Origin of the sequence: Pseudofrankia asymbiotica (assembly GCF_001983105.1) — a bacterium.
GTDB classification, from domain to species: domain Bacteria; phylum Actinomycetota; class Actinomycetes; order Frankiales; family Frankiaceae; genus Pseudofrankia; species Pseudofrankia asymbiotica.
In genome coordinates this window covers 1-11,281 of sequence record NZ_MOMC01000135.1, presented here as the reverse complement: position 1 = coordinate 11,281, position 11,281 = coordinate 1, and the positions used below count along the sequence as shown (strand labels likewise).

General features: G+C 64.7%; 7 protein-coding genes and 2 pseudogenes. 8 read left to right on the top strand and 1 reads right to left on the bottom strand.

Going from position 1 to position 11,281, the window contains the following annotated elements; all coding sequences use genetic code 11:
- The 8 genes and pseudogenes from BL253_RS38270 to BL253_RS42075 form a co-directional block, all read left to right on the top strand.
- The coding region (locus BL253_RS38270) for an HAD family hydrolase (RefSeq protein WP_420801761.1) at positions 1 to 429 on the top strand (429 nt) is incomplete at its 5' end.
- A 30-nt stretch (positions 430 to 459) separates the two neighbouring features.
- Positions 460 to 1,296: pseudogene (locus tag BL253_RS45040) on the top strand (serine/threonine-protein kinase); the annotation flags it as partial.
- Between the two features lie 174 nt (positions 1,297 to 1,470).
- Positions 1,471 to 2,010 carry a WD40 repeat domain-containing protein gene (locus tag BL253_RS45035; protein WP_274535313.1) on the top strand — a complete coding sequence of 180 codons (540 nt, stop codon included), beginning with the start codon at positions 1,471 to 1,473 and terminating at the stop codon, positions 2,008 to 2,010.
- 526 nt (positions 2,011 to 2,536) lie between these two features.
- Positions 2,537 to 5,341 (top strand): P-loop NTPase fold protein, encoded by a 2,805-nt coding sequence (locus tag BL253_RS38260; RefSeq protein WP_158230515.1) that lies wholly within the window; start codon positions 2,537 to 2,539, stop codon positions 5,339 to 5,341.
- A gap of 16 nt (positions 5,342 to 5,357) precedes the next feature.
- Positions 5,358 to 6,113, top strand: coding sequence for a 2OG-Fe(II)-dependent halogenase WelO5 family protein (locus tag BL253_RS38255; RefSeq protein WP_076822978.1), 756 nt, complete (start codon positions 5,358 to 5,360; stop codon positions 6,111 to 6,113).
- Positions 6,114 to 6,340: 227 nt separating this feature from the next.
- The gene (locus BL253_RS38250; RefSeq protein ID WP_241835523.1) at positions 6,341 to 7,456 is read left to right on the top strand and encodes an ISAs1 family transposase; all 1,116 of its coding nucleotides are present in this window, start codon (positions 6,341 to 6,343) and stop codon (positions 7,454 to 7,456) included.
- 762 nt (positions 7,457 to 8,218) lie between these two features.
- Entirely contained in the window at positions 8,219 to 8,530 is a 312-nt protein-coding gene (locus BL253_RS44570) for a dioxygenase family protein (protein ID WP_420801760.1), read from the top strand.
- A 456-nt stretch (positions 8,531 to 8,986) separates the two neighbouring features.
- Positions 8,987 to 10,060 (top strand): hypothetical protein, encoded by a 1,074-nt coding sequence (locus BL253_RS42075; RefSeq protein WP_131831698.1) that lies wholly within the window; start codon positions 8,987 to 8,989, stop codon positions 10,058 to 10,060.
- 197 nt (positions 10,061 to 10,257) lie between these two features.
- Here BL253_RS42075 and BL253_RS38240 read toward each other — a convergent pair.
- Positions 10,258 to 11,078 (bottom strand): annotated as a pseudogene (locus BL253_RS38240) (IS5 family transposase).
- Positions 11,079 to 11,281 lie beyond the last annotated feature (203 nt).

Here is an 11,281-nt window from a genome sequence, read left to right as displayed (position 1 = left end):
CGTGACCTGCTCGCGGCGATCAGCGAACGCGAGACGGCGGTCCGCGCCGAGGCCACCCGGCTGCGCGCCGAGATCAGCCGGCTGGACGGGCAGCTCACCGCCGCCGAACACGCCCTCGAACGGCTCCAGATCACCCGCGAAACCGTGCTCGAACTGACCGGGACTCCCGACCCGGCCCCGCCACCGCCAGACGCCTACCGGAAGATCCTCGCCCTGTTCGATACCACCCCCGGCGGGCTACACGCCAAGGACGTCTGCCAGGCCCTGGGCACCAGCACCCASCCCCGCCACATCGAAAGCACCCGCCACAAGCTCAAGCGCCTCGTCAGCCACCACATCCTCACCGAGCCCGAACCCGGCCTGTTCGTCCTGCCCGACGGACACCCCCACCCACAACCGACCCACCAGCCACAGCAGACCGAAACCTGACGACAACCGACGGAACGTCCTCTCAAGCCCGGCAACATCATGCTGTCGCCGTCTGGGCCGTTGGTGATCGACTTCGGTATCGCGCGTGCCCTCGACGCGACCTCGACGCCCGCAGCGCGAGGTACCCCGATCTTCATGGCTCCGGAGCAGATCAGCGAACAGCCACTCACCTCCTTCGCCGACATTCACGCCTGGGGCGCGGTCCTCATTTACGCGGCGACCGGACGCTTCCCATTCGGACCAGGACCGCTCCCCAAGCTCATACCGCGGATCTTGTACCAGAAGCCGGACCTGTCCGGGCTTCCCATCGCACTGCGACCCGTCGTGGCGCGCGCTATGCGGAAAGATCCACAGCTACGGCCGACAGCATCCGAGCTCCACGACCTGGTGACCGAGGCACTGCACTCGGCCAGAGCCGCGGCCGTCACAACGGCCGAGATCAACAAGCGTGGCGCCGACGCGCTGCCACGGACCCGTGCGCTCCCGCCACGCCGGGCGCCGGCGCATCGGTCCGCCGCCGTCGGTGTCCTCGTCGTCGCCGCGCTCCTCGCCGGCTTCTTCCTGACGCACCGGACTACGGCGAGCTCGAAGACGACGGCGGCGCTGCTTGCGAGCCACGCTCTACAGCTGGCTGGGCCGCCGCTGGCGGGTCACCGTAACGCTATTCTGTCGGTCGCCTTCTCCGAAAATGGCCAGATGCTGGCCAGCGGCGGTCTCGACCACACCGTTCGGCTATGGGACATCACCGATCCTGCCCACCCACAGGCGCGGCCGGGGGTGCTGGCCACGGACAAGGACGCGGTGCGCACTGTCGCCGTCTCGCCGAGCGGCATGATCCTCGCCGCTGTAAGCCTCGACTCCACCCTCCAGCTCTGGGACATCCGCAACCTCACGAAACCCGAGCCGCTGGGCCAGCCACTCCCGAGCGCCGGCGGGCTACGCGCCGTCGCGTTCTCACCCACCGTCCCACTTCTCGCCACCGGCGGGCAGAACAAGACCGTGGACCTGCGTGACCTCAGAGATCCCACCGCCGCAGCGACAATGGAAAGCCTCACCGGCAACACCGGCGACGTCACCTCACTAGCGTTCTCACCGGACGGAAAGACATTGGCAAGTGGCGGTATGGACCACTCGGTTCACCTGTGGGATCTCACCGATCCCGAAAACCCGAAGCCACTTGGYAAGCCTCTACTCGCCCACAGCAACGTCGTCTGGACTGTCGCGTTCGCGCCGGACAGCCGTACGCTCATAACCGGCAGCGCCGACAAGACAGTCCGCCTCTGGGATCTCGCCGACCGGGCCGCGCCGAAACAGCTCGGTACGCCATTGATGGGGCCACAGGACGCAGTCTGGTGTAGCGCCATCTCGCCCGACGGATCGACTCTTGCCGTCGGTAGCGCCGACGGCACGGTTCGCTTCTGGAACATTAACCATCCAGCGGCGCCCGTCGCTGTCGGAACCCCCATCGCCCAAAAGAACAACCGCATCGAATCAGTCGCCTTCTCAAGGAACGGGGCGCTACTCGCGACCGCCGGCTCCGACGGCGCCATACACCTCTGGCTCGTCGACAGAGACGGATAACTATCCGACCGGTTGGCGGTCGTCCACCCCTCAGATCATGGACCAAGATCCATCCAGGCCACATGAGACATGCTCTAAGATCTCCAATCTCTCGGCGTATGTAGGCTGCCCCCGCAGATTAGGGCACAGACGAATTGAGGAACGCTTCGAGAATGTCCTCGCGAATCTCCCAACGGATGCGTAGTCGGAGGAGTCAGTGCAGCAATGCGAAGGCCTGCTCCATGACTGCGGAGCTTGCCCAGACCTGAGCCGTGCGCGGTCCCGTACCGGGCGATCACCGTGAGACGCCGGTTCAGGCCGCCCTTGCGGGCACGCACGGACAAGAGACACTRCCGGGTGCAGAGCCGGTTGACCCGGTCGTGGCTGGCCACCGCCCAGGCAGTGTTGATCTCGTCGGTGGTAAACGGCAGCCGAACTCCGGTCGTCGTGATGGATGTCGTTCCGGCTGCCCACCCTCCGCGCGATTCGGAAGATCCAGTTCGGTGAGGCTGCTTCACCACGCGTACGGTCGTTGCACACTTGGTCCATGGCAGCCACCCCCCGAGCGCAGCTCGTTGAATTCGCGAGCCATCCGCATTCGCTCGCAGCTCTCACGGTCATCGCCAGCAGCGGGACCTTGGTCAGCGGCGGCGGCGATGCATTCATCCGGTTGTGGGATGCCGCATCCGGAGAAGCTGCGGGCCACATCGCAAGCGGGCACGGCGCAGTCCGGACGTTGACGGCCATGCCCGGCGGGTCCTACCTGCTGGCTGGTTGCCAGCAGGACAGTTCTCTGATCATCGACGCCGCGCGGCAGCAGATTGTCGAAGTCCTCGTTGGTCACACAGGGCGGGTGGTGGCCAGCGCGGCTTCCTCAGACGGGCGATGGCTTGCCACCGGCGGTGAGGATGGCATGGCGATCCTGTGGCGGCCCGACGGCGAACGCGCGGCTACGCTCGGGGGGCATACCGCGTGGATCCGCTCGATCGTCTTCTCAGCCGAAGGCTCGAAGGTTATCACACTCGGTGGCGAGGACGGCACAGCACGAGTCTGGGACACGAATAGCGGCGAACTCATCGGCGTTCTAACCGATCCCACCGGCCGGATGCTCTGCAGCGCCGTCCGGGCGGAGGGCGACATCCTCGTGACGGGTGGAGAGGAGGCTGGGTCGTTCCGGGTCTGGGATCTCAACGACCTCGGCCTGCTCTCGATCAGGCGTGGCCACTCAGCGTCAATCCGCAGTATGGCGATCTCGGCCGAGCGCGGCTTGCTCGCTACAGGATCGCTGGACGGCACGACCAGGCTGTGGAACCTCGACAGGTGGAGTACCGAGGCCGTGATCGGCGTCGAGCCGGGACGCGTCGGCGCGCTGACATTCGCAGAGGCGGGCGACACGTTATTCATCGGCACCCAAAATGGCCAAATTCTTCGTTGGAAGGTCGACGATTCTACCTTTCGCGGTCGCGGCCGCCGCTTCACCCGCCTCTCCAGTGACAACCCGGCGGAAACTGATGCACTCGACCYCGGCGGCGTCACCGAGATGTTCGCCTTGCTGTCTGCCGCGCGGCGGACTCAGGCGCCGCTCGCCGTGGCGCTCAACGGTCCATGGGGCTCTGGCAAGTCGAGCCTCATGCTGCAGATCGAGCACCGCATCAATGAGCTGTGCCAGCGCGGCCGCCAAGACGCTAATGAGCTGATCCGCGGCGTGCACCAGGTCCGCTTCAACGCTTGGCACTACGATGGGGATGACCTCTGGGCCAGCTTGCTGCACCAGCTCTTCAGCGATCTCGGCACGGCAGGGACCCTGGTACCGCGCACGATCAATCCCGGTGCAGATCGTGCTGAGCTGCTGGTCCAGCTAGAGAAACAGCAGGCCCGACTGACGAACCTGGAAGACGGCATTGCCGCGTTGTCGGAGGACTCCGACAACGCGGGCACGTCGCGCTTCTCCGATCGGCTCCGCGCGGTCCGCGCTATCTGGCCTGAAACGGTGCGGGAAAAGGCACGACGCGTTATCCTCGTCACGGTGATGGGCGTTGTCGTGATAGCCACGCTTGCCCTACTCAAGCAAACTGCTGCGTGGATCGGTTTCTCACTGGCGTCCTTTGCGGCGATTGGCTACACCGTCATGCGGTATGTGCGCAACGRCAGTGCTCGCGGGACCCGACTGGTCGAGTGGCTACGCGCCCAGTTGGTAGAGCAGGAGGCGAGGACCGAGTCTCAGATCACCGCCACCCGCCGCAAGCTGGAATCCGTCGATGCTTTGATGCGGCTGGATGGATTCATTAAGGAGCGCAGCGATTCTGGGGATTATAGTTCGCCGCAAGGAACGGCGGGCATGGCCTACCGCGACCTACTCAAACTGCAGCGTGATATTCGCGCGGCGGCCGAGTTCTTGGGGGCGGAAACTGACGACCGGCTCCGGCCGCCCGAACGCATTGTCTTGTTTATCGACGATCTCGACCGGTGCGCGCCCCATCGCGTTCTTGCGGTGCTGACTGCGTTGAACAAGCTCATGACGTTCGAGATCTTCATCATCTTCGTAGCGGTCGACGCGGCATGGCTGATAAACTGCATAAAAAGCTTCGAGCCACGGCTCTTCGTCGACGCTACTGGGTCGGACCGGCCGGCCATTTCCTATCTCGACAAGATCTTTCAGGTGACCTACGAGCTCGAGCCACTCGGTTCGCGGGCACGCATGTTCGTCGAGTCACTGCTGGCGTCGGAGGCGGAGGCGACGATGCCGGAGCAGATCGAGGGTTGGGCCGGGTGGGTTTCCGCAGGTGGTGGCGAACAGGTTGAACGGGCCGCAGACGATGTGGCGCCGACCCCTGACGACGCCAGTACCCGATCCAGCCCCTCTGTAGGCGTCGTCGTCGAACCGGCCCGAGAGCGCAGCAATCCGGCGCTACGGTTGCGGCTGACACTGGCCGAGACGAACTTCCTACCGGTGCCTGCCCAGCTAGTTCCTACGCCAAGAGCGGCGAAGAGGTACGTCAATTTGTATCGACTGATTCGCTCCGGCATCCACGAGAGCGACCTGCCCGGATTCCTCGACGAAGACGATGCCCGCGCGCCGTATCGGGTACTCGCAGTTGCGCTGGCATTGTGCCTAGCAGAACCCGCTGCTGCGCGACTGCTGGTCAGTCGGTCCGACTCAGAAACTGCAACCTTGGCTGCCACGCTCCGCACCTTGATCGCCGAGCCCCGGACGTCAGCACCGGAGCGGGCGGCCTTCGAGGACCTGGCCGGTGCGCTCGGGGACGACAGCCAAGCCACGGTAGCCGACTTTCGGTATTGGACGGCCGTCGTCGACGCATTCATGTTCGAACGGATAAGGATGCCGGAGTAGGATCATGCAATGGCGAGTGTTGACGGTTGACCGACTCTCCGAGGACGTGCTGGACGCACTGCTGCATAACGAGATAGCTGCCGTGCGGGTGGCGCGGTTCGTCCCCGAATTGGRCCGGTTGTCGTTCCTGCGTGAAATCGATCGCAGCCGGTTTCAGCCCTACGAGGATCTGAATCCGCCGATGTATCGGATAGGTATCACTCAGTACGAGCACAAAGACCATCCCACGAAGTATTTCGGCGAGGCGCCGGCGCAGAATGCTGCCCGGCGCGGGCTTTTTCTCTACGCCGAGGATCCCTTACCAAGGGTCAGGTTCCTGCTCGGCGAGGCCTGGGGTTCGTGTGTGGATCCGGCCGAGAGCACGACCGGCCACGTCTACTACGCCGGACTGATCCGCAAGTTGGGAAAGGCGCTACYGCACGCGGATTGGGCACCGCAGGACGCGCCCGGCTGGAGCATCAGCACGGTGACCGCACAGCTATCATGGAACGCCTACTACTCAATGGCGACCTACGGTGGGGTCCTCAAGATCTACGATCGGCCGTGGATACCGGACCTAGAAGACCACCGGATTCCGAACACGTACGGGTACGACTGGCGCGCCCTAAGTACTGCGCGACAGGCTAACGTCGCGCCGGAGCCTGGTGACCTAATCATGTTCAACTCTCGCAATATTCATGAGGTCTCCAGATGCAACGGCGACATACCGCGGGTGACGATCGGCTCCTTCGTCGGCCTACTGCCAGACGGCCGACTCGTCGTCTGGTCCTGACCCAGGGCCCCGGCAAATTTGCTTGGTAGCGGTTCGTTGGCGGTGCCGAGATCATTCGTCGTCTACCGGGTGGCGGTTTTCCTGGGTGGGCCGGGCCCCGGAACAGGGCGGGCATGACCCTTGAGTGATCATGGAGGTTCCTACGCCATCCGTGATGTTCCCGAGGTGCCATGCCCGCCGCACCATTATCGTCGTCTGCCCCTGCTCTCGATCAGCTGGCTGCTGCCGTGCCTTCCGGAGGCCCGGCATCGCCGCGGGATCTGCTGGCGGTGTTCGAGCGGGTCGCCGACCCGCGGAAACGTCGGGGGCGGCGGCATCGGCTGCCGGTCCTGCTCACGTTGGCGACGTGCGCGGTGCTCGCCGGGGCGCGGTCGTTCGCGGCGGTCGCCGAATGGGCGGCGGACGCGGGTGAGGCGGTGGCTGGCCGGCTCGGTATCGTCCGGGTCCCGGACGAGTCGACGTTCCGCCGGGTCTTCGCCCAGCTCGACGCCGACGCCCTCGATGCCGCCCTCGGCGCCTGGGCCGCCGCGGTGACCACGCCGGGCGAGGGCGAGCGGCGGCGGATCGCGGTCGACGGGAAGACCCTGCGCGGCTCGAGGGCCGGCGACACGGCGGGCCGACACCTGCTCGCCGCGTTCGACCAGTGCCACGGCGCGGTGCTCGCGCAGCGCGCCGTCGACGCGAAGACCAATGAGATCCCGGCCCTGAAAACCCTGCTGGCCGCCGTCGACCTGGCCGGGGCGGTCGTCACCGCCGACGCACCGCACACCCAGCACGACACCGCGACCTGGCTCGTCGAACACGGCGCCCACTACTTCCTGATCGTGAAGGGGAACCAGCCGACCCTGGCCGCCCAGCTCACCGCCCTGCCCTGGTCCCAGGTCCGCACCGCGGCCCGCACGACCAGCCGCGGCCACGGCCGCGCCGAGCGCCGGACCGTGAAGGCCACCGAGATCCGCGCCGGGATCGGCTTTCCCCACGCCGTCCAGGCCATCCAGATCACCCGCCACCGCCAGCCGCTCGCCGGCGGCCCGGCCCAGACCGAGACCATCCACGCGGTCACCAGCCTGCCGACCCACCAGGCCAGCCCCGCCCTGCTCGCCGAGATCGCCCGTGGCCACTGGACGGTTGAAAACCAGCTCCACTGGGTCCGCGACGTCACTTACGACGAGGACCGCCACCAAACCCGCACCGGCCACGCCCCAAGGGTCATGGCCAGCCTCCGCAACCTCGCGATCACGATCCTGCGCCAGGCCGGCACGACCAACATCGCCCAGGCCCTACGCCACCACGCCCGCCACCCCGAACGCCCTCTACAAACGATCACGAACCTGAATTGCTAACCAGCAACTTTGCCGGCGCCCTGGGTCCTGACCCGCCGGCATTAGCTCGCTCCAGAACGCGACATCCGATTCTTGCTGGCTAAAACGGCTCTTCGCAGAGAGGGGGTAGCCTCATCTGGCTCAACTTTAGTGCGATCCTCACCCCGCCTCGTGGATGGCGGTGAGGGCGGTGCGGAGCTCGGCCGGGATAGGGTCGGCGGCGATGATGGTTTGCTTGCCAGGTGGCCGCGCTGCTAGCGCGAGACCTCGCCGCCCAGGCCGCCCTCGACGATCCACCGGCAGCAGTTTGCCCGGGAATTCGGTTAGCTGGGCGTCCGGGTCGAGTTCCTGTCGGCGGTGGCTGTCCGTCGAGAGTCACGGCCGCGCCCATCGCGGTGCCCTGGCCTCGTCGGCGTGCTCTGGCTCCGGTGGCGTCTGCACGCCGGCTGACGTCAGAGGCTCGCAGTTTCCCCTCGCGGCTACGGGATTTTGATTCGGCCCAGGTTGTGGGGGCGGGACGGCGACCGCAGGCTGGCACGCGACACCTCGTCCCCTGATTCTCGGGAGACGTGTTCACCGGAACCGTCGCGATCGTTGCCCTGCGCCGGACCGACATTCCCTCCGTCGGGTCATGGACAAAACGGCCCGTGACCACTCAACCTCAGGGAGGCGATGACGCGCAGCCTGCGCCGGGAATGTGCGCCGGTCTTCCGGCCGTAACGATCGCTGGTCTCGGCGGGGCRCCACCGCTGGCGCGACGCCGAGACCTCCTGCGACAGGGAGGTGGCGCCATGTCCATCGATCTCACAGAGACCTCCATCACCGGCGGCGTGCGGGAGACGTTCGACGGGGTGCAGGACCGGCGTGTCAAGGAGCTCCTATCGGTCGATCGTTCCGCGGTACTACCCGGTCCCGACCGACGGACCCTCAGGCGGCCTGCTGCGCGCCGCGAACCGATCCCCGATGCGCCCCGAACACCTGCCCTTCTGGCTGACCGCCCACGGATTCGAACCCCTGATCACCATGCTCGTCCGCAGCGACGACCCTACGTCGCCGAGGACGCCGTCTTCGGCGTCAAACGGTCACTACTGGTGAACTTCAACCCGCGCGACGCAGGAGAATCCGCCCCGGACGGCACCCGCATCGACGAGTCGTTCCAGACGGTGGACCGGACCTTCGTCCTCGCCCGACAGGAGGGCTGACGCTGACGCGCCTTCCGCTGACTCCGCCAGCCCCGCCGCCCGTGACTTCATGGGCCGGCGAAGGGCAGCTCACGGGCGCGAGTTCAGTTCAACCGAGCTCGCCGTACTGGGATGACCACCGAGCTGGTCAGCACCGGGTCGCTCGCGCCCACCACACTCGCCGGCACACGCGAGCTACTCGGCGACCAGCAGCTCCTCGAAACTATTAGTGATCATCGGCCGGTGGGGCAGATTAGCACTGATGATCAAAACGCTCGATATGGATATCGACACCGAGACCCGTTTCGTCCCTTTCCACTGATACGCACACTCTCGAGCCTCTTCAACCACTGCCGTACAGGAGTCGATCATGGCTGGTTCGCTTAACCTCATTGCAATTGCTCGGGAGCCGCGAGTKCATCAGTATATCCGATCGCTRCTCATTCGAGCAGAGGTAGCACACGGAAAGAATTCTCCCGAATACCTCGGTATCTTCAATCAATACTTCCGGATGCCCACTCAAGAGCTCGGCGCCGCACAGAGTACTCGACACTACGACGCGCTAGGTACCGCACATGCCGCCGTCGAGCGCTTGTACCGTCGGGTAGCGGTCATCGATCTACTCAGTGCCTGCTCCAGTGAATGCGTATTCTGCGTTCGTGRCCTCTACAGCCCGCATACGCTCAACAAATCCGAGATTACGAACATCGCAGAATACCTAGGAGCCGATGATCAGCTTAAAGAGGTCTTGATCACCGGTGGAGATCCCTTGATTGCACCGAAGCTGCTTACTGAACTACTCTTCAGTGTCGCCAATTCGRCACCGAACATAGAAATAGTGCGAATTGGCACGAGGTTGCCCGTCCAGAATCCAATTATGATCAATAATGATACGTACGATATATTGCGCTACTATTCAAACCGGTACTTGTTGGAAGTGGTAATCCAGATCAATCATCCATTCGAGCTGCAACCTGAATCCATCAACGTCATCAAAAGATTAGATGGGACCGGTGCTCGAATTTATAGTCAGAACGTACTGCTTAAAGGAGTCAATGATGAAATAGGAACTTTGATCGACCTCTATGACAGACTGAGATCTCTCAAAGTTATCCCGCATTATCTCTTTCATGCTGTGCCTATAGTTGGGACTGACAATTTTCGTACCTCCGTCGCGCGCGGTCTCGAACTGGCTCGACAGCTCACCGATTCCGGRTACATAAGCGGGATGTCTAAACCTGCGTTCACCGTTATGACTGCCATCGGGAAGGTTACCCTCTACGAGGKCACCATCTTGTCAAAGGATGCCGAAATTCTGACGATCAGATCCTCATATAGTCTGGAGGACAGAGTCCGCTGGAATCCCGGTTACCGTCTGCCAAAGTCGGCAACAGTAAACGAGTTAGGGACGCTCGACGTTCAGTATGTCGATGGTGTTGACTAATGCACCCGCCCTGACATTGCTCATGGGTGGGTGCACTTTCTCGGTACGGGGCTGTGACCTGCGGGGATGGCTCGGGTTGAGAACGGGTTTCGCCGAGGAACTCGCCGGCGACGGCGACCGCGCGGCCCCGTCCATGATCTTCTGATCGAGGTTAGTGACGTAGCCCTTTAGAGCCTGTCCCGAATCTTGAGGGGCTATCAGCTCGCCGTGTTCGGCTGCTCGCGGACCGTCCAGCGTTCGACGGGCTTGCCGCGGACCAGGCGGCGGATCATGGCCCAGCGGATGAAGGCCATTGAGCTTGCCGGGCCTCGTTCGTAGTCGCGGGCGAGGCGGCGGTGGGCGGTGAGCCAGGCCAGGGTGCGCTCGACGACCCAGCGTTTCGGGAGGGCGGTGAAGCCTTTCTGGCCGTCTTTCTTGCGGACGACCTCGACGGTGGTCTTGAGAATGTCGGTGGCCCAGGTGACGAACCTGCCGCCGAAGCCGCCGTCGGCGAACAGGTGCCGACACGTCGGGGTGGTGAAGTAGTGGTCGAGCAGGAGTTGGCGGGCGTCGTCGCGGTCCTGGCGGCCGGCGGGCAGCACGAGTACTCCCAGCAGCGGGCCGAGGGTGTCGACGACGATGAACCGCTTGCGGCCGTTGACCTTCTTGCCCGCGTCGTAGCCACGGGAGGTGCCGGTGACGGTCTGGGCGCCCTTGACGGACTGGGAGTCGATGACCCCGGCGGTCGGCTGCGGCCGGCGGCCCTCGGCCTGGCGCAGCTGGTCGCGCAGCCCGTCGTGGACCCGGATGACGACGCCTTTGCGTTTCCACCGGTCGAAGAAGCCGTAGACCGTCTTCCAGGGCGGAAGTCCGCTGGCAGCGCCCGCCACACGATCCCGTTGTGGGTCACGTACAGGATCGCGTCCACGATGTCGCGCCGGTCATGACTCTCGGGCCGGCCGTCCTTCGGCGCCGGCGGCAACAGCGGCGACACGTACGCCCACTCCTCATCCGACATATCCGAGGATAGCGGCGAGATCGTCCCATGTCCCGACCGTGACCAGCCCGTCCCAGCCGTTCACGCCACCACACCGCGAAGATCCGGAACGGGCCACAGCCAGCCCACAACATCAAGATTCAGGACAGGCTCTCAGAGGACGTTCCGTCGGTTGTCGTCAGGTTTCGGTCTGCTGTGGCTGGTGGGTCGGTTGTGGGTGGGGGTGTCCGTCGGGCAGGACGAAC